Genomic DNA, 23,706 nt, shown 5'->3' with positions numbered 1-23,706 from the left:
AGGAGGTCACTTATTAATGCGGATTGGTATAATACAAATTTAGCCAAAGCTGTTACCAACAAAAAAGCCCCCTTAATTGTCGTTAAGGAGGCTTTTTGTTGTTATACCAGTGTGCGCTATTGATACGCGATAAGGCTATATCAAAATCACTTGTTATTTTTATGCATACGCATAAGCATCTTACGCTTTCGGCGTTGTGAGTCCGTCATGGTATTGGTATTACTTTCATAGGGGTTTGCCCCCTCACGAAATTCAACCTTTATGGGAGTCCCCATGACTTTTAATGATTTACGAAAGTAATTCATCATGTAACGCTTGTAAGAATCTGGCAAGTCTTTCACCTGATTACCATGAATAACAATGATCGGCGGGTTGTAACCCCCAGCATGGGCATATTTCATTTTGACTCGACGACCACGCACCACTGGCGGCTGATGATCGGCTTGGGCCATATCCATGATGCGCGTCAACATAGAGGTATTAATCCGCTTGGTAGCGCTGTTATACGCTTCTTGAACAGACTCAAACAAATGCCCCACATTGGTACCATGAAGCGCTGAAATAAAATGAAGACGGGCAAAATCAATAAACCCTAACCGTCTATCAAGTTCACGCTTTATTTCGTCTTTGACATCTTTATCAAGTCCGTCCCACTTGTTGACGGCCAAAACTAATGAACGACCCGAGTTGAGCACAAAGCCTAACAAGCTTAGATCTTGATCAGTTATTCCTTCTTGAGCATCAATGACCAACAGCACCACGTTAGCTTCTTCGATAGCTTGCAAGGTTTTTACAATTGAAAATTTCTCAACCGCTTCTGAAATACTCCTACGACGACGTACACCGGCCGTGTCAATTAGTACGTACTCGCGACCATCTCGCTCCATCGGAATAAAAATACTGTCGCGGGTTGTACCAGGTTGGTCATACACCACCACGCGCTCTTCACCTAAAATTCGATTAGTCAGTGTGGACTTACCTACGTTAGGTTTGCCAACAATCGCTAGTTTTATTGGAGATGCAAGTAGCTTCTCTAATTGCTTTTCTGCATCTTGCTCTTGGGTTATCTCTTCTTCTTCAGGCACCTGCATGTCTGGAAACTGTTCAGCAAGCGGCATTAACGTATGGGTCAATAATTGGGTTACCCCACGGCCATGAGCGGCGGCAATTTGATTTACGTCCCCCAAACCGAGCGCAAAGAAATCTGCACTTTCACTGTCACCATCAATACCATCAACCTTGTTCGCCACCACGTAAACAGACTTATTCTGTTTACGTAAGTGTTCTGCAATACCTTGATCAGCACCGGTCAATCCAACCCGAGCATCGACCAAAAATAACACAACATCAGCTTCATCAATCGCCATCAAAGACTGATTAGCCATCGCCATATCTATGCCTTGCTCATCACCGCTAATACCGCCAGTATCAACAACAATAAACTGCAAGCCTTCATAGTTAGCCTGACCGTACTTACGGTCTCGGGTTAATCCAGGAAAATCCGCGACTAACGCATCTCGCGTGCGCGTCAGACGATTGAACAACGTGGATTTCCCCACATTAGGGCGGCCAACTAAGGCGACAACGGGTAACATATTTCACAATCCTTAAAACGCAAACGGCTCAGGAACATCCCAAGCCGATTAATACTAATAACGTGACCTTGGTCACTTAGGGTTAAATTAGGGAACCTGAATGGCTACTAACTTACCGTCACGAGTCTGAGTATACAGTATGTTGCCATCAACCACTGGGGCACTGTAAATACTTTCGTCTTCGTCATCTCCGCCGACATCAACGCGAGCGACAATTTTTCCTTCTGCTTGGTCAAAAAAGTGAAGGAAGCCCCATTTATCACCAGCCACTAAATAATCACCAATAGGCTCTGCGGCTGTGAGTAAACGCTTCTTCAGTGCGCTTTGGCTCCATTTTTCAATGCCGTTTCTAGCATCTAGGGCGTATACGTTACTGTCTGAGTCAACAACGAACAGGCTGTTTCCCGCTTGCGTCAGGCGACGGTAAGATTTGTACTCACGTTTCCAAATGGTTCGACCGCTTCTAAGCTCAACGGACGCTAAGCTACCATCGAACGAAATCACGTAAATGACGCCGCCTGCAATCAATGGCTTGCTGTCTATGTCAACAATACGATCAAGCTCAGTCGCCCCAGTTGCAGAGCCTATAGGCTGCTCCCACGCTGTTTGTCCTGTTCCTAATATATTGACCGCTAATTTACCCGAGGCGGTACCGACAATTGCGCCACCGTTTGCAGCTACTGGCGCGGCAATACCACGCAACGACAAAGGAGGAACATCTGATTCATAAGACCAAATTTCGTCTCCTGATTCAGCATCTAGCCCAAACATGGTGCCCGAGCCGGTGTTAATAACAACCACCCCTTCATCAATCGCAGGTGCGGCTAATACTTCACCTTTAATTGTTACAGTCCACTTTTCTTCGCCGGTGTGCACGTCAAGCGCTGTAACATCACCATTTTCTGTGCCAAAGAACAGAGTTTCATAGGCGACAGCGAGTCCGCCTGCGATTTTGGCAGAGGCGCCGCTTGACCATAAATTGGTAATGCTGGATGTAAACCCTTCATTGTTATAAACCGCATAATCTTTATGCCATATCTCTTTGCCAGTTTCTTTGTTAAACGCCGCGACTTTACCTTGGCGATTAGCAGCAAAGACCATGTCATAACCAACAGCCGGCTTTAATCTAGAAAAGTAGTGCGAAATACCATCGCCCAGCTCAGTATCCCACAAGGTAGTTGGAGTAAATTCGGCGTTAATAGGCTTAAGCGTGCGGATTTCAAGTTCTTCATCGTCGGCAAACCAGCCTGAAACTGTGCTACACGCTGATAAACCAAGGGTACTAATGACTAATAAAGGCAGTAATGCTTTGTTCACGTATAATTCCCTACCCATTCGCCGCAAGTGCTAGGTTATCTAGCTTCATTTTAACAACCGTGTTCGCTGAGTTCGCTGCCACTGCTGCGCTGTATGCACTGCGGGCTTTATCAAACATTTCTTGCTTAACGTAAATGTCGCCTTTGATTTCCTGTTGCTGAGCACTAAACGCAGCAGTCGTTATATTCTCTGCACTGGCAAGCGCTTTCTCTGGTTGCTCTAATGCGAGTTGAACGCGAGCTAAACGTAAATTTGCAAGCGCATTTACGGCTTCGTTCTGGCTATTAGCCGCAGCAAATTCTAGCTGCTTTTCAGCTTCGCTAAGATCTTTACGGTCGATGGCTTGTTGAGCAAGCTGAAACGCCATTAACAATGCATAACCTGTATCACTATTTTCATCGATATACTGTTTTGCTTGACCAAAGTTAGCATCTTCTGCCAACAAAGCAGCAGTTTGCGATTCAAAGGCAGCAGAGGCTTGTTCTTTTGCAGCGATTTGTTCATCGTTGTAATAACGCCAGCCCCAAAGACCACCTAAACCAAGAACAGCGCCAACAATAATTGCGGTACCGTTCTCTTTCCAAAATCGCTTGATCGCTTCAACTTGTTGTTCTTCTGTTTCGTAATGTTCCATCGCAACTTCCTCTCACTGCTGCACCACTTTGAATATAAGCAGCGACTAATTTTTTGTTAAATTTGTATTAAAGTGAAAATAACGTACTTAACGTCGACTCAAGTTCCGAGCGTGCAACTCGAATTTGAGGTTTATCTTCACGTAAAAATTTAATGCTAACCTGCGCTTCTTGCTGTTCACTTTCACCTAAAACCAAGGCTACTCGCGCAGCACTTTTATCTGCGCGCTTCATCTGCTTCTTAAAGTTTCCGCCACCGAAATGGGTTTGTACTCTAAGGCTTGGCATGACATCACGCAAACTTTCCGCTATTTTTAAGGCGTATAGCTCGACTTCATCTCCCATGGCCGTAACATATACATCCACCGGAGACGGGACAAACTCTTCAGCCCCATTTGCTTGCAGCATTAACACCAAACGTTCCAAACCGATGGCAAACCCTACACCTTGGGTCGTTTTACCGCCTAATTGTTCAACTAGACCATCATAACGGCCGCCTGCACAAACAGTTCCTTGAGCACCTAAACTATCGGTCACCCACTCAAAAACGGTACGGTTGTAATAGTCTAACCCGCGAACTAAACGTGGATTAACTCGGTATTGGATACCTAAGGCGTCTAAACGTTCACACAATGCTTGAAAATGTTCTTTAGATTCAGCATCTAAGTAATCAATCAAGCTTGGAGCATCCGTGATAGCGGCTTGCACCTGGGGATTCTTACTATCTAATACGCGCAAAGGATTGCTCTGTAAACGGCGTAAACTGTCTTCGTCTAGGTGTTCTTTCCTTTCCAGTAGATACTCTACTAAGGCTTGACGATAGGTTTCACGCGCTTGGTTAGAGCCCAACGAGTTTAGTTCTAACGTGACTTGCTCGGAAATGCCGAACTTTTTCCATAAACGGGCGCTCAAGGCAATCACTTCTGCATCAATGTCAGGACCGGCTAAACCAAATACTTCGACCCCAAATTGATGAAACTGGCGGTAGCGCCCCTTTTGCGGACGTTCATGACGAAACATAGGGCCCATATACCACAAGCGTTGTTGCTGGTTGTACAACAACCCGTGTTCATTACCAGCACGCACCACACTAGCGGTGCCTTCAGGGCGCAGGGTTAAACTGTCGTCATTTCGATCAGCAAAGGTATACATTTCTTTTTCGACAATATCGGTCACTTCGCCAATAGAGCGTTTAAAAAGATCGGTGCTTTCAACGATTGGTGTACGGACTTCTTGATAACCATAACTGGCAACGACTTCACGGATCGCTTTCTCAGCCCATTGCCATAAGCCCGACTGTTCAGGAAGGCAATCATTCATGCCTCGTATTGCCTGTATTTGTTTAGACACTAAGGAAATTCTCTTTGACTAGATAGTATTGAAAAGCCCCGTATTATAGGGGCGTTGTTGGTAAACGTAAACGAAGACTCCGCTTTATCACGCTTTTTTGCCTAAGTTGGCTATTATCCAAGATGCTTTATGTCGATTTTCTTACTGCTATCAAGTAAGGCTGCTTTGGCGCGTATGCGTTTTTCGAGTTGGTCGACCAAGTCATCGTTAGACAAACGTTCTTTTTGACGTTTACCATCTACGTAAAATCCACTCATATTTCGCGCACCCGTTAGGCCTAAGTCAGAGACTTCAGCTTCCCCTGGCCCATTCACTACGCAGCCAATAATTGACACATCCATGGGGGTCAATAAATCTTCTAAACGTGATTCAAGCGCGTTAACTGTGCTTATCACATCAAACTCTTGGCGAGAACAACTCGGGCAGGCGATAAAGTTAATCCCACGAGAACGGATACGTAGCGATTTTAAAATATCAAAGCCCACTTTGATTTCCTCGACAGGATCAGCAGCTAAAGAAATACGGATCGTATCGCCGATACCTTCAGCTAATAGCATGCCAAGGCCAACCGCACTTTTTACGGCACCAGCGCGAAAGCCACCGGCCTCGGTGATCCCTAAATGCAGCGGCTGATCAATCTTTTTAGCCAACGCACGATAAGCGCCCACCGCTAGAAATACATCGGAAGCCTTAACACTGACTTTAAACTGGTCGAAATTCAACTTGTCCAAGATATCTACGTGGCGCATAGCAGACTCCACGAGTGCCTCAGGTGTCGGCTCGCCGTATTTCTCTTGCAGGTCTTTTTCGAGGGAGCCACCGTTAACCCCAATCCGTATTGGAATACCCTTGTCTTTGGCGCAATCCACCACAGAACGAACTCGCTCCATGCTGCCAATGTTCCCCGGATTAATACGTAGGCAGTCTACGCCGTATTCCGCTACTTTTAAGGCGATACGGTAATCAAAGTGGATATCGGCAATCAATGGAATATCCACCTGTTGCTTTATTTGCTTAAACGCTTCGGCCGCATCCATAGTAGGCACAGACACGCGCACAATTTCGCCGCCTACTGCCACAATGCGCTTAATTTGCGCCACCGTTGCCGCAACATCAGTTGTTAAGGTATTGGTCATTGATTGCACGGCTATGGGGGCTCCCCCGCCAATAGGAACGCTGCCCACATTAATTCTGGTTGATTCTCTGCGTTTTATCGGTGACTCTGCAAACATGCTGTTTCCTAACTCAATTTGATAACGTGTAACTTGTGCTGAAAATTGACGCCAAGCACTTACAATTTAACTGTTTATGATTTATGCCCTAGGCAACGAAAATTTAGCGGTACTATTGGGGGCTAAAAATGACATATCGACATCTTTATCGGCATATTTTATTTGCACTACGCTCGGGGCCCCTAAAATAATTTCAAACGGAGCAATGCCTGAGATGCTCATTACCCGGCCCGCGACCTTAACGCCAATGGCAATTGTTTCGCCTGTCGCATCAATAACGCTTACCCAACAATCATCAGCAAAAGTGAAAACAACGTCCACTGGCTCGCCAAGTTTCGCTGCCGCCTCTTCGCGTAGACTATTGCCCGCGTTCGATGTGTTTTGAGCGTTCGTATCAATGCTGTTGTTTACCGCGCTATTTAATCTGCTATCAACTGTGCTATCTAGATTACTGTCATCATCGTTGCTAACTGACTCGCCAACAGTTTGAGTATCGATTTCAGGTTGAGTTGACTCTAAGGCATCGGTTGATACATCGCCCTCGGCTTGCTCAACTTCATTTTTTGGTAGACTCCCCGATACAGCAACTTGGTTTTCAGCGATGTCACGTGAAGCGGATTCATCAAGTTCAAGCTCATCAGTTGACGACGACTCTTCTTGTGTAAAGCCTGAGGTGTCAATTTGTGTGACTGGGGTATCTAAAATGTCGACTTTATCGTTATCACTTTGCTGAAACCACCAGATAACCACCAAGGCTACAACGACGGCTAAAATAAGATAGGTGACTAACATCAGCTTATCGTCATTGGCTTGATGGGCCACGCGACGGGAGAAGCTTTGCAATTTTGCGGGTTCTTTTTTATGAGTATCTAGGTTGTCTAAGCCGTCGAGCACTTGCGCTTCAGATACATCAACCTGGCGTGCATAAAGTTTAAGATAGCCCTTAATGAAGGTCATCGAAATACCTTGGTCGTATACATCTTCTTCTAACGCACTGACCAAACTTGGTTTTAAGTGAATCCGATTGGCGATTTGTTCCACCGTCAATCCCTTTTCTATACGCGCAGCTTTTAATACAGGACCTGGGCCCTGTACTTGAGGCTCTTCGACATGTTGTACTTCTTCACTCATTTAACTAACGCTACTCTTATATTTACAATTAATTAGGATGGCTATTTAGGCTCGACGACAATCAACTTTTGCCCAATGTAGATAGAGGCAGGATCTGAAATATCATTCCATTCCATTAGTTTCTTCATCTTAACGTTATATTGCAGAGAAAGGCGATAAAGATTCTCTTTCGCTGTCACAACGTGATACTGACTGGCAGGCAAGCTGTCCTTTACTGAGTCGGTTTTAGGCTTAACCTCAGGTGCATTGACCGTCGGTTCTGGCGTACTAGTGACGTCAATACCGTTAATATAATCTCTTGCGGGCTGAAAGTCAGGGTACAAACTGAGTAACATATTGGCATAATCAGTCGCACGTTTCGGGGCGCCTGCCCCCTGCTCTATTTTGACAGCTAACCACAAACTTTGTGCTGATACAGAAGCGACTTTTTCGTATCGACGTAAGCTGTCTCTCGCTGCGGCGAACCTATTCGCTTGTAATTGAACCTGTGCTAGCAAAAATAAACTTTTAGCACGCCCTGGCTGATGATTTAGCGCGTCCTTCAGAAAGCCGATAGCATCGTCAAATGCATTTTGACTTTGGCTGCACAACGCCAGGTTTTCATAAGTCTCTGCAGATGAGTTATAAACATCGCTATTAAGGGCTTTAAAGAAATACTCTTTGGCTTGTTCATAATCACCTTGTGCGCACAAAAAAGCCCCGTAACTGTTAGCGATGTCGGCGTTTTTTGGGGCTAAGCTGATAGCTTTTTGATAAGCCTTAGACGCTGATTCAGGCTCTTCAACGTTCTGATAATAGTATGCCATTCCATAATGTACATCGGCTAGATTAGGCGCAAACGCCAATGCTTTATCAAGATTGAACTTAGCTTGACTATAGTTACCATTTTCTAGATAAGTAAGTCCTAGTGATAAACGGGTTTTTGCTGCTTTTTGTTTGTCAAAATCGTCTACTGCGGTACCGCTATTTTGGCTAGCGCAAGCGCTTAGCCCAAATATTAAAACAACAACGAAAAAGCGAAAAAATTTCATAGCGATCACTCGGTTAATACTCAATGTTGCATTTTTACCGAAATTTCATCACCCTTCATCTGTTTTTTCAACATTCGTTTGGTTCTGTCCACCACATCGCCTACTAACTGGCCACACGCAGCATCAATATCATCGCCACGCGTTTTACGTACAACGACCATCAATCCATAACTTGATAGCACTTTAGCAAAGCGATCAATTCGCGAATTGCTTGAACGGCTATAAGGTGAGCCAGGGTACGGGTTAAAAGGGATAAGATTAATTTTGCTTGGTGTATCTGCCAAGACCTTAGCTAACGCATGTGCTTGGTCGGTACTGTCATTAATACCGTTGAGCATGACGTATTCAACCGTCACTTTACCTTGGTTGGCATTTGATTTGGCGAGATAACGGCGAACACCCGCCAAAAATTCTTGGATAGGGTATTTCTTGTTAATCGGCACAATTTCGTCACGTAAGGTGTCATCGGGGGCATGTAAAGAAATAGCCAATGCCACATCGATTTGATCACCTAGCATATCTAAAGCAGGTACAACCCCTGAAGTACTAAGGGTAACGCGGCGCTTTGATAATCCGAAGGCTAGATCGTCCAGCATTAAGTCCATTGCGGGAACCACGTTCTTCAAATTGAGCAATGGTTCACCCATACCCATCATGACCACATTGGTGATTGGTCGCTTGGCACTGTCATTCGACAAGCCTATGGTGGTTGCCACTCGCCATACTTGGCCGATGATTTCTGCTACGCTCAAATTACGATTGAACCCCTGCTGAGCAGTTGAACAGAATGTGCATTCTAACGCGCAGCCCACCTGTGAGGACACGCACAAGGTCGCACGGTCAGCATCTGGGATCCACACGGTTTCAACTTCTTGGCCACCTTCTAAGCGAAGTGCGAACTTGATGGTGCCATCAGTAGCGCCTTGCTGATAAGCGATTTCAGGAGCTTTGACTTCACATTGCATTTTAAGCTTTTCACGTAGTGCTTTGTTCAAATTAGTCATTTGATCAAAATCAGACTCGCCTGCCTGATAAATCCATTTCATCACTTGGTCAGCACGAAATGGCTTTTCACCAATCGAACTAAAATACTCCCTTAAACCAGCTCGGTTGAAGTTAAGTAAATTGATTTTAGTCGGTTTTGCTGACATCACTTGTGACATGAAACGGGGTACCTCAAATAAAAGAAACTAGTGTACATTTTTTACGCGAAAACTACCATTTTGTTAGGCGTTGTCGCGCATTTAGATCGCAAAAGGGAGCCTAGGCTCCCTTACTTACCAGCGTTAATTAGATTAACGAGTGCGTGGGCAAATTTCTTCGTCAGAGAAGAAGTAAGCAATTTCGCGTGCTGCAGATTCAGGCGCATCAGAACCGTGACAAGCATTCTCATCAATAGATGCTGCGTAATCTGCACGTAACGTACCCGCAAGAGCTTCAGCTGGGTTAGTAGCGCCCATGATTTCACGGTTTTTAACAACTGCATTTTCGCCTTCTAAAACCTGAACCATAACAGGACCAGATGTCATAAATTCTACCAAAGCATCAAAGAAAGGACGCTCGCTGTGCTCAGCATAGAATCCTTCAGCTTGCTCTTTGCTAAGGTGAATCATTTTAGAAGCAACAATGCGTAGGCCTGCGCTTTCAAAACGGTTGTAGATTGCGCCAATAACATTTTTAGCTACTGCGTCTGGCTTGATAATTGAAAAAGTACGTTCTAAGGCCATGATAGGTCTCCGATTACAAATGATAAAAGTGCGATTAAAAATTCGCGCGGATTATATGCGTTTCCTCAGCAAAAGCCCAACAAATCGCAAAATTAATCTGCGTCAAAGAAAAAATTTTGCGATTTACAATCTCAGGCGTATTTAGATTGCCGTATATTCAAGACAGTAAAGTGTTTATGATAGGCACAAGAAAACCAATAATAAGGAGAAATAGTGCTTCGCCTACTTTTTTTACTCCCATTGATTTTATGCTTGCTGTGGTTTGCCTACCTTAGGCTACGGGGGTTTTCTTTACGCCAAGGAAAACAAGGGTTTATCTACATCTTAGTGTTCTCAGCAATCATTGCTGCGTTCTATACCGTCATGCTGTGGTTAACGAGCACATAAATTAGCCAATAAAAAAGGAGCCTAAGCTCCTTTTTTATAGTGAGAGAAGCTTAATATATTTCTACGTCAGCTTGTTCACGTAATGCATTGATAAATTCACTATAGGTAAACTGTGCGCGCATCGTCGTTAAGCGATTCTGTAATGCCGGTGCATCTGAACTTGGCAAATCAGCGCCTTCATTAACTTCAAGTAATTGAACCAAAGCGACATCACCGTTGAACAATTCTACAACTTGTCCATTTGATTCTTCGCCGTCTGTTAGTTTAAACAAAGCGGTAACAACTGCCGGTGAAACTTGTGACGCATTTCTCGTCACCGCGTTTTGTTCTTGCCACTCAATTCCTTTGGTTTGCAGTTTATCACTAACATCCTGCTGTGATTGAATATCTGACAATACCGTTTCAGCCCACTCTTTAGCTGCCTGCTGCGCTTGCTCAGCTAATAAGATGTCGTTAATTTCAACTGACACTTCATCTAGTGACTTGGTGCGCTGTGCTTCGTAGTCTGCCACACGGATAAACATAACATGATTGTCCTCTAGCTCGATTACGTCACTGTTAACTTGGTCGTTAATTAGCTCGTCTGAGAATGCTTGAGAAACCACATTAGGATAGTTAACCGCTTGCGGTGCACTATCTTGGCTAAACATGACCGTAGTTTTCACATCGACTTCTGCAATGGCTGCCACTTCATCAAGAGTGTCAGGTGTTTCAAACGCCACTTCCGCCATACGCAATTGTTTAGCGTAAAACTCTTCTTCAGCACGTTCAGCTTTAAGCTTAGCAATAACATCTTCTTTAACATCTGCAAAAGGGCTTGTTTCTTCAGGCTTAACGTCCGTTAATTTGATAATGTGAAAACCAAACTCACTTTCGACCACGTCTGACACGTCACCAACGTTTTGCAATGCAAAAGCAGCATCTTCGAATGCAGGGTCCATCATTCCCATACTGAACCAGTCTAGATCTCCGCCATTTTCAGCACTAAAGGTATCGCTTGAAAACGTTTCAGCTAATTCAGCAAAGTCTTCACCGTTATTAATTTTAGCTAGAATGTCTTCAGCTTGCTGTTCAGCCTTTTGCTGGTCGTCGCCAAACTCAATCAGAATGTGTGATGCTCGACGTTCTTCTTGGGTTCTAAAGTCTTGAATATTTTGCTCGTAATATTGCTCAGCTTCATCTTCAGACACTTCGATACCGGCTAACAAGTCGTCTACTGATAGTTCAACATACGCCAAGCTCACTTGTTGCTGCGTGTCGAATTGAGTGATATTAGCTTGGTAGTAATTTTCAACATCACTTTGCGATACAGTTACGTCGCCTTTAAACATGTCTGCTGGGACAGTTAAATAGCGAGCGTCACGTGTTTGCTGTTGAAGTTTATAAGCCTGTGTCGTTTCTTCGAGCAAGGTAAACTCAGAACCTAACAGTGCGTTTGAAAGCTGACGTCTTGTCATGTCAACGCGCATATAATCACGGAAATCGTTAGGCTGAAATCCGGCTTGACGTAAAACGGCTAAATAACGTTCGTTATCGAATTTGCCATCAAACTGAAATTCAGGCATCGCCACAATAGCTTGTTTAATTTGTGCATCGCTCACGCGTAAACCTAAGTCCACAGCTGCTTGTTCGATTAGTTTATCGCCAATTAGGCGGTCTAAAACGCCCTGCCTAAATTGTTGTAAATAAGCGCTATCAGCAGTTAAAGCTGCAAATGCCTCTCCGTACTGTGATTCCATACGGCCGCGCTCATTCTGATAAGCGCGTTCAAGGTCGGCTTGCGATATCGTATCGTCGTTGACCTTAGCCGCTGCCGTATCGGCAGACGAATTGATATAACTACCGACACCGGCAAATACAAAACTTAAAATAACCAATCCTAGGATAGCCATGGCCCAAGTGCCCTGGGTTCCCTCTCTGATTCTTTCCAACATGTTCGTTTCTAACTCCAAATGAGTTGCTTTAGATAAGCTGAATTTTTACTAATGATTAGGGCGTGTTGACCTAAAGAGGCAGGATTATATATTAAACGTAATCATAATTAACAGCAGATAAACAAAAGGCGATGATAAATCATCGCCTTTTTAATGGAAAAGCAGAGCTTAGTTACAAGCGTCTTTTAGGGCTTTACCCGCTTTAAAAGACGGAACTTTAGCTGCAGAAATTTGAATCGTTTCGCCAGTTTGTGGATTACGTCCACTGCGAGCAGCACGCTCACGTACTGAGAAAGTACCGAAACCAACAAGAGCAACTTGATCACCTTCCTTAAGTGCTGCAGTGATTGCGTCAGTCAATGCATCTAGTGCACGTCCTGAAGCTGCTTTAGAAATGTCTGCACTTGCAGCGATTTGGTCGATAAGTTGAGACTTATTCACAATATGATCCCCTTCAATTGTTATTATATGAGTTTTCGCAAAACAAAAATGCGAAAAACGTTATACCAAGCTTAAATTCGAACTTCAAGCATATATTCACAAAATTTTAACTTTCTAGATATCGCCGCAATCCCTTTTGTGACAAGGCCTAAAGCGAAACTGGGATAAAGGCTACCACAACTTATTGCTGTGTGAAGCCCTATTTTCCAAAAAAAACAAAAAACCAGCGTTAAGTGGTTATTTTTTACCCTTAGTTGGCTTTTCGAGGCTAAAACGTTCGGGATTTTCTTGCAATGCCAGCTCTAAAACGTCGTCAATCCAGCGTACTGGGTGAATTGACAGGTCTTGTTTTACATTATCTGGGATCTCTTGTAAATCACGTTCGTTCTCTTTTGGAATGATAACTGTTTTTATTCCGCCTCTATGCGCCGCCAATAATTTTTCTTTCAAACCGCCTATCGCTAACACTTCTCCACGCAGAGTAATTTCACCTGTCATGGCGACGTCACAACGTACAGGATTGCCCGTAAGCGCTGATATTAACGCTGTGCACATGCCGATACCTGCACTTGGGCCATCTTTTGGTGTAGCGCCTTCAGGCACGTGAACATGGATATCGCGCTTTTCATGAAAATCACTGTTTATACGCAATTTTTCAGATCGACTACGGACCACCGTCATCGCAGTTTGAATAGACTCTTGCATAACATCCCCTAGCGAACCGGTAGAGGTCATTTTACCTTTACCTACGACTGAGGTTGCTTCAATGGTCAACAATTCACCGCCGACTTGGGTCCACGCTAAGCCAGTGACTTGGCCGATTTGGTTGTTGTCCTCTGCTTTGCCATAGTCAAAACGCTGCACACCTAAATACTCAGATAAGTTTTTCTCCGTTACGGTAACGGTTTTAGTGTCTTTATTGAGTAAAATGTTTTTAACTGCTTTGCGGCACACTTTGGAAATTTCGCGCTCTAAGCTTCGCACACCCGCTTCACGGGTGTAATGACGGATCATGCCAATTATGGCTGATTCTTCAATGACTAATTCTTTGCTTTTCAGGCCGTTACGGCTAATTTGCTTTTCAAGCAAATGACGCGTTGCAATGTTTAGCTTTTCGTCTTCTGTGTAGCCAGACAAGCGAATGACTTCCATTCTGTCTAACAACGGGCCGGGGATATCCATGCTATTAGACGTCGCCACGAACATGACATCAGATAGATCGTAATCAACTTCTAAGTAGTGGTCGCTAAAGGTGCTGTTTTGTTCAGGATCGAGTACTTCTAATAACGCTGAAGACGGATCGCCGCGCATATCTGAAGACATTTTGTCAATTTCATCTAGCAAAAATAGCGGATTCTTCACCCCAACTTTGGCCATTTTTTGGATCAGCTTTCCTGGCATTGAACCGATGTACGTGCGTCGATGACCGCGAATTTCAGCCTCGTCGCGTACGCCGCCAAGGGCCATCCGTACATACTTACGACCAGTTGCCTTCGCTATTGATTGTCCTAGTGACGTTTTACCCACTCCAGGAGGGCCTACCAAACACAAGATAGGTCCTTTGAGCTTTCTAACACGCTGCTGAACCGCTAAATACTCGATAATACGTTCTTTGACTTTTTCTAGTCCGTAATGCTCAGTATCGAGGAGCTTATCAGCCGCAGCTAAGTCTTTCTTAACCGCGCTACGCTTCGTCCAAGGCACATTAGTCAGCCAATCAATGTAACTACGTACAACAGTAGCTTCTGCGGACATAGGTGACATCATTTTTAGTTTGCTCAGCTCAGTAGTCGCCTTCTTTTTGGCTTCCTCTGGCATTTTGGCATCGTCAATTTTTTTACTGAGCGCTTCAAACTCATCAGGTGCTTCATCTAATTCGCCAAGCTCTTTTTGAATAGCTTTCATTTGCTCATTTAGATAGTACTCACGCTGGCTCTTTTCCATTTGCTTTTTAACACGGGTACGAATTTTCTTTTCTACCTGCAGCAAATCAATTTCGCTTTCCATTAAGGCCATTAAGTATTCAAGTCGATCATTCACTTGATCCATCTCTAATACTTTTTGCTTCTCGGCTAGCTTGAGCGGCATATGCGCAGCCATGGTGTCTGCTAATCGCGCTGCTTGTTCAATTCCACTTAACGACGTCAAAACTTCCGGCGGAATTTTTTTGTTAAGTTTCACATACCCTTCAAATTGTGAAATAGCCGAGCGAATAATGACTTCCTGCTCGTTCTCTTCTACCTCAAGATCTTCTTTATTAGAAATATTAGCCACAAAGAAATCTTCAGTGCTGACAAAATCAGCGATTTGCGCACGCTGATTCCCTTCAACCAAGACCTTCACTGTGCCATCAGGCAGCTTCAGCAATTGTAGGATGGTCGCTATCGTACCGACCGTAAAAATATCGTCAGTCTGAGGCTCGTCAGTACTGGCGTCTTTTTGGGCAACTAAAAATATTTGTTTGTCTTTATCCATCGCCGCTTCTAAGCAACGTATCGACTTCTCGCGACCGACAAATAAGGGAATAACCATATGCGGATAAACCACCACATCACGTAATGCCAGCACCGGCATTTCTGTGTAATCAACATTCTCTTTGGTCATATATTGTCTCGTGTAATAAAAAGGAAAATCTTCGCAATGAAATTGTATATGGGGCTTAGCACAAAAAGTTCAAACGAAAAACTGAAACAATCCCTAATAGGTGTTTCTTTTGCTCTATTACTAGAGCATAAAAGCGTAAGCGAAAAAAGAGTTATACCAATTCCAACTTGCGTGAACTGAGAAATATCGTGAATTTAGCGCAAAAAACATCGAGTAGGGTGAGGCGTTACCGCCTCATCCCTCTCACAGAACCGTACATACGGGCCTCGTATACGGCTCATGTACATAGTTATTTAGCGTAATTGCTAAACACATATCCCGTTGCAACATTCTCTAAGTTCATTAGCCCGAGTCCATCGAACCAACTGTTTGGCATCGCGTAGCTTGCTAAGGGACTTCGCGCATTGCACCAACTCGTCATGTTGATGTGAGCGAACTGACCTTTATAACCATGCTGTCTTAACCAGCGATGGAGGCGGCTCGCCTTCTTCCATAACTTAAGTTGGATGCTGCGCAAGCGGCGCCTTAGCCAGCTCGCTATTTGCTTAAATGCCCTGCTCGCATTGGCTATCTTGAAGTAGTGACTGAACCCTCTTAGCAGTGGGTTTAGTGCATTGATGACTGATTGCAGCGGTATTCCGCCATTGCGTTTCGTCATCTGCTTTAGCTTCGCCTTAAACGCGGTGAGTTTCTTAGGTTGTATGCGGGTATGTTTCGTCCCGATTTCAACGCCGAGGAACTTCACACCATTATCACTGTGTGTGATGTGTGTTTTCTCCGTGTTTACGCTTAGCTTTAGTTTTCCTTCTAAGATTTGCGTGGCTTGCGCTTTGGCATTCTCTGCCGCTGCACGACTGCAACACAAGATAAGGATGTCATCAGCATAGCGCACTATTCTGTGGCCCCGCTGTTTCATTTCCTCATCGAACGCATCCAGATAGATATTCGCTATCAGTGGGCTTATCACACCACCTTGCGGACTGCCTGTTTCTGTTTGCTGCCAATGCCCATCGACCATTACCCCACTTTGTAAGAACTGTGCGATGAGGCTCAGCACGCTGCCGTCACAGACCCGTCTTTTGATACTCTCTATGATAAGTCTATGGTCCAGCTTATCGAAGCACTTCGACAGGTCCATATCCACCACATGTCGCCGTCCGTATCGACGGATAAACATGGTGGCTTTATTGATGGCATCGTGACAGCTCCGCTTCGGCCTATAACCAAAGCTTGATGGATGGAACTGTTCTTCGAAGATGGGGGTTAGGAGGTCTTTCAAGCATTGTTGAACGACTCTATCTCTTACCGTTGGAATACCCAACAGACGCTCGCCACCACCGTCTTTCGGGATAACAACCCGCCTTACCGGTTGCGGTTGATAGCGTTTGGTTTTGAGTTCGAGAAGAAGCTGCGTGAGTTCATTATCCAGATTTGAGGCAAACGCACTCAGGCTCTGCCCATCTATTCCGGCCGCACCTTTCGCTTTGAATACCTTTTTAAATCCCTTGAACAGTCTTGCTTTATTAAGCAAGTGACCGTACAAACTGTAATACACCCGCACGCTTCTCCTCGAAGATGGTGTGCTGTGTGGGGGCCGATGACTTCTCTTCGTGTTGGTCTATTTCACATGGTAGTTGAGCGTGCTAGCCCAATGGCAATCTACTCAACGTTTCCCACATTACTCCCATGTACCGTTTCGTAGCCAGTCTATCGCTTCCGCGACAAACCAAGTACAAAGACGTCGATAGCTAGTCGATTCGTGTACCACTGAAAAAAAACATCTGCTCATCACAGACTTACTATGTACTTCCGCCCTTCGCCATCCTTATCCGCTTTTGGCTGATAACGACGCCATCAAACACACTGCTGATGGTCAGTTCGGTTTTATCCTCCACACCATTACTGGCTTTCACAGGCCGAACCTTTCTCACTACTACGGCTTCATCTGCCACCTCACACCGACTAACATCTTGAGTCTCCCCTTGAACGTTAACCACTTACTCTAAGTAAGTTTAGGTGCCAGGCTTCCCCAGTTACTGCACTGACGCCCTGTTAGAAATTCCACCCTCAAGCACAAAACAGGACTGACCGAGTATCGGGCTTCACGCTATTTTGCACGCTTACCCTCCTGCCTTGCCGAATCAGGTTCACTTTCGTTGTGTACCTCTAACTTCCTATGGCTTGCTTCGGGCCGGCCCCCGGAGACCCTGCCGTTAGCCAACAACGCCCTTGCCATTCGGATTATCTTCCCCTCAGTCAGGGTGATTCAGGTTTCTTCCAACCTGACGGGTTTGCCAGCTTCGCTGGGCAAACAAAAAGGCTCCCGAAGGAGCCAATACAATTTTTGATGCGGAATTTATTCCGAGATGGATTTTTTATCCGACGCACTATCGTAAATGAGGATAGGTTTAGATTCGCCGCGGATCACGGTTTCATCAACCACCACCTTGCTCACATTAGACATAGAAGGCAGCTCATACATAGTATCAAGCAACACTGCTTCCACTATTGAACGTAAGCCCCGGGCACCGGTTTTACGCGACATCGCTTTCTTAGCGATAGCCTGTAAGGCATCATCTCTAAACTCTAGCTCTGTATCTTCGAGCGAGAATAAAGCAGCATATTGTTTAGTCAGTGAGTTTTTCGGTTCGCGCAATATTTGAATAAGCGCTTCTTCACTTAGCTCTTCAAGGCTGGTAAGAACCGGCAATCGCCCGATAAATTCAGGAATAAGACCATATTTAACCAAGTCTTCTGGCTCAACCTTTTTAAGTAGCTCGCCTTCTTTCGACTTATTGCTAATGTCTTTTATTGCAGAGCCAAAACCAATCCCCGTTCCCGTATGGGCACGTTGCTCAATGACTTTATCAAGGCCAGCAAAAGCACCACCACAGATAAATAAAATCTTAGAGGTATCAACCTGCAAAAACTCCTGCTGTGGATGCTTACGACCGCCCTGAGGAGGCACAGACGCTATTGTTCCTTCAATGAGTTTAAGCAAAGCTTGCTGCACACCTTCACCAGACACATCACGCGTAATCGAAGGATTATCTGACTTTCGAGAAATCTTATCAATTTCATCAATGTAAACGATACCGCGCTGCGCTTTTTCTACATCGTAATCGCATTTTTGCAATAACTTCTGGATGATGTTTTCTACGTCTTCACCAACGTAACCAGCTTCAGTAAGCGTGGTGGCATCAGCCATCGTAAAAGGTACATCCAATAAGCGCGCTAGCGTTTCAGCCAGTAAGGTCTTACCGCTACCTGTCGGGCCCATAAGCAGAATATTACTTTTACCTAGCTCAACACCATCGTGTACATCGCCGTTTCGTAAACGCTTGTAATGGTTATAAACCGCAACAGACAAGACTTTCTTGGCATGTTCTTGGCCTATAACGTAGTCGTCAAGATGACTGTGAATCTCTTTGGGCGTAGGGAGTTCATCTTGCTTTTGCTTGGGCGCGATCTCTTTGATCTCTTCGCGAATAATGTCATTGCACAATTCAACGCATTCATCACAAACAAAAACTGATGGGCCTGCAATGAGCTTTCTCACTTCATGCTGGCTTTTCCCACAAAAAGAACAATAAAGTAGCTTGTTATCGCCATCTCCGCTTTGCTTATCACTCATCTATTATCTCTTCTTCTTTGGTTGACCTAGCACGCTGCTTTGCGGCTCCTTGCAATAGCGTGCTAAACAAAATCAACAATAACTAATTACTTCTTCGCGTCACTGCTGCTGGCATCTGGACGATTTGCCAACACTTGGTCTACTAAACCATAGTCCACAGATTCCTGTGCGCTCAAGAAATTATCTCTGTCTGTGTCACGGGCTACTTTTTCGTAGTCCTGACCTGTGTGCTCTGCCATCAAGCGGTTCATCTTCTCTTTAATAGACAGTATTTCTTTGGCATGAATTTCAAAATCAGACGCCTGACCTTGGAAACCGCCTAGAGGCTGATGGATCATCACACGGGCGTTAGGCAAACAATAACGCTTACCTTTAGTACCGCCAGATAATAGGAACGCGCCCATACTCGCAGCCTGACCGATACACACTGTACTAACGTCTGGCTTGATAAAATTCATCGTATCGTAAATCGCCATGCCTGCTGTAACAGAACCGCCAGGCGAATTGATATAAAGGAAAATATCTTTTTCTGGATTTTCTGCTTCCAAAAATAACATCTGGGCAACAATAAGGTTAGCCATATGGTCTTCAACCTGGCCAACCATGAAAATGACGTTCTCTTTCAGTAAGCGTGAATAAATATCATAAGAGCGCTCACCTTTAGCGGTTTGTTCAACCACCATAGGTACTAATGCATTTGTAGGATCAAACGGTGTATTCATCATATATTTTCTTCACAAATAAAAATGCTCGGTATTTACCGAGCATTTAAGCAGTTGCAGACTAGATAAGTCAATTAACAAAGGGCAAATTACGCCTGTTTGTTCATGATCTCATCAAACGCTTTGGTTACTTCTTTCACATTTGCTTTGCTAAGAAGCACTTCAACAGCTTGCTCTTCTAACGCGACATTTTGCATTTGTTGCATCAATTCATCGTTAGTTTTGTAATACTCGATCACTTCTTGAGGATCTTCGTATGCTGAAGCTGCTGTTTCAATCAAGGCATCAACTTTAGCCGAGTCAACTTTTAACTCTTCAGTTTTGATGACTTCGCCAAGCAATAAACCAATTGAAACGCGCTTACGAGCATTTTCTTGGAACAAATCAGCTGGAAGCTCAGGAAGATTATCAACATTACCGCCCTGTTGCTGGCTGAAACGTTGCTTAGCTTGCTCGCGAAGTGCATTAATTTCTTGGTCAACTAACGCTTTAGGTAACTCAAGCTCGTTGTTAGCCAGCAAACCTTCGATAACTTGCTCTTTAACATTGGCTTTCAATGTTTGCTCAAGTTCGCGTTGCATGTTTTTACGTACTTCAGTGTTAAGCGCTTCAACGTCACCGTCTTCTACACCGAACAATTTAGCAAACTCTTCGTCAACTTTAGGAAGGCTAAGACCTTCTACCTTGTTCACGGTAATTTTAAACTGAGCTTCTTTACCTTTTAGTGCTTCTGCATGGTAATCTTCAGGGAAAGTTACATCTGCAACAACCTCGCCACCTGCTTTAGCACCAACAATTGGCTTTTCAAAACCAGGGATCATGCGATCTTTGCCCATTTCTAGTTCGAAGTTTTCAGCTTTACCGCCTTCAAACTCTTCACCATCAATAGTACCAACGAAGTCAACCGTTACACGGTCGTCTTTCTTACACTTACGCTTAACTTCTTTCCACGTCGCGTGCTGTTTACGTAATGTTTCCATCATCGTTTCAAGATCAGCGTCAGTAATTTCTACTACTGGCTTCTCTACTTCGATTTTCTCAACATCTTTTACTTCAACTTCAGGGTACACTTCAAACGCGGCAACAAATTCTAAGTCTTGTCCGTCAACGTCAGTCTTCATTTCGAAGTTAGGCATACCAGCTGGGGTAATTTTTTCTTGAACGATAGCTTCATAGAAGTTGCGCTGCATTGCTTCGCCAGCAATTTCTTGACGCACGGCTTGGCCATAACGCTTTTTAATAACACTTACTGGAACCTTGCCTGGGCGAAATCCATTAATACGTTGGGTCTTTGCTAACTGTTGTAAGCGAGACTTGACCTGTGAATCGATTGATTCAGCAGGAACAGTGATGGTAAGACGGCGTTCTAAACCTTGAGTCGTCTCAACGGAAACTTGCATTCTTCTACCTCAACTTTGCGCTCGTCTGCGCATTTATAAAATTTTTGATGGTTTTTTTTATCGGTGGGATAAGACCAAGGTAAACTCAATCCACCCAAACAATCGCGAGTTGAACTATTTATCTTCTCGTCTAACCGGATAAAAAAGACGCAGCAGTATAGCGATACAGCTACTTTAAGTCGAGTCGAAATGCGAAATAGTTTAATTCAAAAAATTAAAGCAAAAGATATTGCTAACTATAAAATTTGAAGGAAATAGAAGTAACAAGGAATAAAGAAAGATGGTGCGGAAGGAGAGACTTGAACTCTCACGCCCTAAGGCACTGGAACCTAAATCCAGCGTGTATACCAATTTCACCACTTCCGCAAGTGGGGTGGACGATGGGGCTCGAACCCACGACAACCGGAATCACAATCCGGGGCTCTACCAACTGAGCTACGCCCACCAAAGTTTAACATTGATGCCAGGTTCGCATGGTGCGCCCGGCAGGATTCGAACCTGCGACCACCCGCTTAGAAGGCGGGTGCTCTATCCAGCTGAGCTACGGGCGCTCTACGAATCTCTTACAATATTAGAGAAAGTGGTCGGTGAGACAGGATTCGAACCTGCGACCCCTTGGACCCAAACCAAGTGCGCTACCAAGCTGCGCTACTCACCGACTTATTACCCCGAAGAGTTATTCTCTGTCTCTCAACGGGGAGCGCATAGTAAACAGATGTATTTCTGTCGTCAAACACTTTTTTAAAAGAAATTTACTGACTGCTGCTTTTTTTAGCAATTTGTCTATCGAACAAACAAAATGCACGGTATTTGTTCAGTTTATCCGTATTTTCTTTTGCTCGGGGTAAACATTGTTATGAACCCACTTAACGCAATTTATCTCATTTCCTTTAAAAATCCGCTTATTTTTCGCCATCGAAAGTCCATCTGCCATTCTTTTTTGGGCTAAATCCGATGCGACTTAAGTAATTTTCGTGTTCATAACTGTCAGCAAGCGCCACAATTTCGTTAAAACCAAACTGTTTAGATAATTGTTGCCCCTTACCAATAACGTATTCACCGAGATGACAATCGCGATAAGCGGGGATCACAAAATCAAAATCAACCACAAAATTGCCATTCTCTTCTACGAATCCTGAAAGCATCCCTACGACTTCGGTCCGTTCGGTTAAAAAAAAGTACTCTCGATTAGGCGCTGACGACACTTTCATGAAGCGTGGAAATAGATGTTTAATTTCTTGATGATGGTAATCGAGAAAGAAATCTACGTAATTTGACGGACGACTTACCGCAAGCACCGAAAACTGGCGTTCAACATCAAACAACAACCTGCGTAGAAAAAATAGATTCGTCAGGGTAATAAAGCCATTTAGTATCGCCACTGGGTAAGCTTGAATAATAATGCCATACAAGCAAAACGATGACGCACCGACCAGATTAAACCAGCGTAGCCTTACTATTGAACTTCGCGTTAATGAATAAGCAATGACTGCTGACGCACAATAGCCAAATATTTCTACTGGAGAGAGTTCCAAATCACACACCTTTATAAAATCTAACTGAACAATTATGTGCATATATTTGTTTAGATGCCGCAATGGGGCAAGCAGATTCGATACTATTTACAAATTAGTCCAAGTCGGATTGTTGAATCTGGCACATTATGTGACAATACATCCCCCTAGTCTTTCAGTTACTTTAAACTATGCCTGCTCAAAAAATTGATGGTAAATTAATTGCTCAACAAGTGCGTCAGCACGTTGGGTCTCACGTCGAATCTATTATTTCTTCGGGTAAACGCCCCCCAGGTTTAGCGGTCGTATTAGTGGGAAGCGATGCTGCATCTCATGTCTATGTTTCCAATAAGCGCAAAGCCTGTGAAGAAGTAGGCTTTGTTTCTAAATCTTACGATTTACCCTCAACCACCTCACAGCAAAAATTACTCGAGCTTATCGATTCGTTAAACGCTGATGAAGAAATTGATGGCATATTAGTACAGCTTCCTTTGCCTGCTGGCCTAGATAAAGAACAAGTGCTAGAACGTATTTTACCGCACAAAGATGTAGACGGCTTTCACCCTTATAATATTGGTCGCTTGGCCCAGCGCATACCGGCACTACGCCCATGTACGCCTAAGGGCATCATGACCCTAATTGAATCCACAAAACGCCCCATAAAAGGACTTGATGCGGTTATTGTAGGCGCATCAAATATTGTTGGCCGTCCTATGTTTATGGAGCTATTACTTGCTGGGTGCACCGTGACTAGCTGCCATAAATTTACCAAAGATCTACAATCTCATGTGGAGCGTGCTGATCTACTTGTGGTCGCCGTTGGAATTTCAGCTTTTATTCCTGGAGAGTGGATTAAACCTGGGGCTATCGTGATCGATGTAGGTATCAACCGCCAAACTGACGGCACGCTCATTGGTGATGTAGATTACACGACTGCTGAGCAACGTGCTGGCTGGATCACTCCTGTACCAGGCGGCGTCGGCCCCATGACGGTGGCAAGCCTGATTGAAAATACCTTAGAAGCCTACGTTAAATATCATTCAAACTAAGGTATA

Annotated in this window: 18 protein-coding genes and 4 tRNA genes; 1 reads left to right on the top strand and 21 read right to left on the bottom strand. The window is 44.3% G+C overall.

The features are described from left to right. Positions 1-146: 146 nt before the first annotated feature. From der to GCHA_RS12505, 21 genes are all read right to left on the bottom strand, one after another. A complete protein-coding gene (gene der, locus GCHA_RS12610) occupies positions 147-1,595 on the bottom strand; it encodes a ribosome biogenesis GTPase Der (protein WP_007988763.1) in 1,449 nt (482 codons plus the stop codon). An 87-nt stretch (positions 1,596-1,682) separates the two neighbouring features. Then, positions 1,683-2,912: an outer membrane protein assembly factor BamB gene (bamB, locus tag GCHA_RS12605; protein ID WP_007988760.1), complete on the bottom strand. Its 1,230-nt coding sequence runs from the start codon at positions 2,910-2,912 to the stop codon at positions 1,683-1,685. 10 nt (positions 2,913-2,922) lie between these two features. Further along, positions 2,923-3,546 carry a YfgM family protein gene (locus GCHA_RS12600; RefSeq protein WP_007988759.1) on the bottom strand — a complete coding sequence of 208 codons (624 nt, stop codon included), beginning with the start codon at positions 3,544-3,546 and terminating at the stop codon, positions 2,923-2,925. A 67-nt stretch (positions 3,547-3,613) separates the two neighbouring features. Beyond that, positions 3,614-4,894, bottom strand: coding sequence for a histidine--tRNA ligase (hisS, locus tag GCHA_RS12595; protein WP_013753197.1), 1,281 nt, complete (start codon positions 4,892-4,894; stop codon positions 3,614-3,616). Positions 4,895-5,007: 113 nt separating this feature from the next. Next, on the bottom strand, positions 5,008-6,126 hold the full coding sequence (gene ispG / locus GCHA_RS12590) for a flavodoxin-dependent (E)-4-hydroxy-3-methylbut-2-enyl-diphosphate synthase (protein ID WP_007988755.1): 1,119 nt from the start codon (positions 6,124-6,126) through the stop codon (positions 5,008-5,010). 81 nt (positions 6,127-6,207) lie between these two features. Beyond that, positions 6,208-7,257: a RodZ domain-containing protein gene (locus GCHA_RS12585; RefSeq protein ID WP_007988753.1), complete on the bottom strand. Its 1,050-nt coding sequence runs from the start codon at positions 7,255-7,257 to the stop codon at positions 6,208-6,210. A gap of 41 nt (positions 7,258-7,298) precedes the next feature. Next, the gene (gene pilW, locus GCHA_RS12580; RefSeq protein ID WP_007988751.1) at positions 7,299-8,288 is read right to left on the bottom strand and encodes a type IV pilus biogenesis/stability protein PilW; all 990 of its coding nucleotides are present in this window, start codon (positions 8,286-8,288) and stop codon (positions 7,299-7,301) included. A gap of 20 nt (positions 8,289-8,308) precedes the next feature. Continuing rightward, positions 8,309-9,451 (bottom strand): dual-specificity RNA methyltransferase RlmN, encoded by a 1,143-nt coding sequence (rlmN, locus tag GCHA_RS12575; RefSeq protein WP_007988748.1) that lies wholly within the window; start codon positions 9,449-9,451, stop codon positions 8,309-8,311. Positions 9,452-9,583: 132 nt separating this feature from the next. Further along, positions 9,584-10,015, bottom strand: a complete 432-nt coding sequence (gene ndk, locus GCHA_RS12570; RefSeq protein WP_007988746.1) for a nucleoside-diphosphate kinase — start codon at positions 10,013-10,015, stop codon at positions 9,584-9,586. A 437-nt stretch (positions 10,016-10,452) separates the two neighbouring features. Then, positions 10,453-12,336 carry a SurA N-terminal domain-containing protein gene (locus GCHA_RS12565; RefSeq protein ID WP_039992403.1) on the bottom strand — a complete coding sequence of 628 codons (1,884 nt, stop codon included), beginning with the start codon at positions 12,334-12,336 and terminating at the stop codon, positions 10,453-10,455. A 168-nt stretch (positions 12,337-12,504) separates the two neighbouring features. Continuing rightward, complete coding sequence (locus GCHA_RS12560) at positions 12,505-12,795, bottom strand: HU family DNA-binding protein (RefSeq protein ID WP_418889522.1); 291 nt, start codon at positions 12,793-12,795, stop codon at positions 12,505-12,507. 219 nt (positions 12,796-13,014) lie between these two features. Next, positions 13,015-15,381 carry an endopeptidase La gene (gene lon / locus GCHA_RS12555; protein WP_007988735.1) on the bottom strand — a complete coding sequence of 789 codons (2,367 nt, stop codon included), beginning with the start codon at positions 15,379-15,381 and terminating at the stop codon, positions 13,015-13,017. A gap of 289 nt (positions 15,382-15,670) precedes the next feature. Continuing rightward, entirely contained in the window at positions 15,671-16,936 is a 1,266-nt protein-coding gene (gene ltrA, locus GCHA_RS12550; protein ID WP_318248969.1) for a group II intron reverse transcriptase/maturase, read from the bottom strand. 801 nt (positions 16,937-17,737) lie between these two features. After that, positions 17,738-19,015, bottom strand: coding sequence for an ATP-dependent protease ATP-binding subunit ClpX (gene clpX, locus GCHA_RS12540; protein WP_007988726.1), 1,278 nt, complete (start codon positions 19,013-19,015; stop codon positions 17,738-17,740). A gap of 86 nt (positions 19,016-19,101) precedes the next feature. Continuing rightward, positions 19,102-19,740: an ATP-dependent Clp endopeptidase proteolytic subunit ClpP gene (gene clpP / locus GCHA_RS12535; protein WP_007988725.1), complete on the bottom strand. Its 639-nt coding sequence runs from the start codon at positions 19,738-19,740 to the stop codon at positions 19,102-19,104. 86 nt (positions 19,741-19,826) lie between these two features. Further along, positions 19,827-21,137, bottom strand: a complete 1,311-nt coding sequence (gene tig / locus GCHA_RS12530) for a trigger factor (protein ID WP_007988724.1) — start codon at positions 21,135-21,137, stop codon at positions 19,827-19,829. Positions 21,138-21,418: 281 nt separating this feature from the next. Further along, a tRNA-Leu gene (locus tag GCHA_RS12525) sits at positions 21,419-21,503 on the bottom strand. A gap of 3 nt (positions 21,504-21,506) precedes the next feature. Continuing rightward, positions 21,507-21,582, bottom strand: a tRNA-His gene (locus GCHA_RS12520). 29 nt (positions 21,583-21,611) lie between these two features. Beyond that, positions 21,612-21,688 (bottom strand) — tRNA-Arg (locus GCHA_RS12515). A 30-nt stretch (positions 21,689-21,718) separates the two neighbouring features. Then, a tRNA-Pro gene (locus GCHA_RS12510) sits at positions 21,719-21,795 on the bottom strand. A 244-nt stretch (positions 21,796-22,039) separates the two neighbouring features. After that, positions 22,040-22,672: a hypothetical protein gene (locus GCHA_RS12505; RefSeq protein ID WP_007988723.1), complete on the bottom strand. Its 633-nt coding sequence runs from the start codon at positions 22,670-22,672 to the stop codon at positions 22,040-22,042. Positions 22,673-22,842: 170 nt separating this feature from the next. Here GCHA_RS12505 and folD point away from each other — a divergent pair, with 170 nt between their 5' ends. Next, positions 22,843-23,700 carry a bifunctional methylenetetrahydrofolate dehydrogenase/methenyltetrahydrofolate cyclohydrolase FolD gene (gene folD, locus GCHA_RS12500; protein WP_007988721.1) on the top strand — a complete coding sequence of 286 codons (858 nt, stop codon included), beginning with the start codon at positions 22,843-22,845 and terminating at the stop codon, positions 23,698-23,700. Positions 23,701-23,706 lie beyond the last annotated feature (6 nt).

Source organism: Paraglaciecola chathamensis S18K6, assembly GCA_000314955.1.
Lineage (GTDB): Bacteria > Pseudomonadota > Gammaproteobacteria > Enterobacterales > Alteromonadaceae > Paraglaciecola > Paraglaciecola chathamensis.
The sequence above is the reverse complement of the archived record's forward strand: the minus strand, read 5'-3'. Positions and strand labels throughout refer to the sequence as shown.